This is a genomic window from Streptomyces sp. M-16 (assembly GCF_052114405.1).
Taxonomy (GTDB): domain Bacteria; phylum Actinomycetota; class Actinomycetes; order Streptomycetales; family Streptomycetaceae; genus Streptomyces.
The window spans coordinates 1-626 of sequence record NZ_JBFRER010000321.1 but is presented as its reverse complement, the minus strand read 5'-3'; the positions used below and the strand labels follow the sequence as shown (position 1 = coordinate 626).

Below are 626 nucleotides of genomic sequence, written 5' to 3'. Positions count from 1 at the left end.
ACTGGGAGGCGGGTGCGGTCGAGCTGTTGGCCGAGGAGCGTGTGTGGCCTGAGGTGGGGCGGGTGCGGCGTGCGGGGGTGTCGTCCTTCGGTGTGAGCGGGACGAACGCGCACGTGATCCTGGAGCAGGCCCCGGCCCGGGTGGAGGAGCCGGTGGAGGGTACGCGTGAGCTGCCGGTCGTTCCGCTGGTCCTGACCGCCCGCTCCGAAACCGCCCTCCACGCCCAGGCCGAACGCCTGCGCAGCCATGTCGAGCGCGAAGGGGCGCGGCTGCGTGCCCTGGACCTCGGATACGCGCTGGTTACGGGCCGTTCGGTGCTGGAGCACCGGCAGGTGGCTGTTGGTCCGGTCACGGTCGAGGGTGTGGTGGGGTCGTTCGGTCGTCGGGTGTTGGTGTTTCCGGGTCAGGGGACGCAGTGGGTGGGGATGGGTGCGGAGCTGCTCGGTTCCTCGCCTGTTTTCGCGGGGCGGTTGCGGGAGTGTGCTGATGCTTTGGCGCCGTTCGTGGATTTCGATGTGGTGGAGGTGTTGCGGGAGGGGCGTTCGCTGGAGCGGGTGGATGTGGTCCAGCCCGTGACGTGGGCGGTGATGGTTTCGCTCGCCGAGGTGTGGCGTTCGCTGGGTGTG

General features: G+C 69.8%; 1 protein-coding gene. It reads left to right on the top strand.

Features of this window, described 5'->3' with window-relative positions; genetic code table 11:
• On the top strand, positions 1-626 hold a 626-nt coding region (locus AB4039_RS42360), incomplete at both ends, for an acyltransferase domain-containing protein (protein ID WP_442273327.1).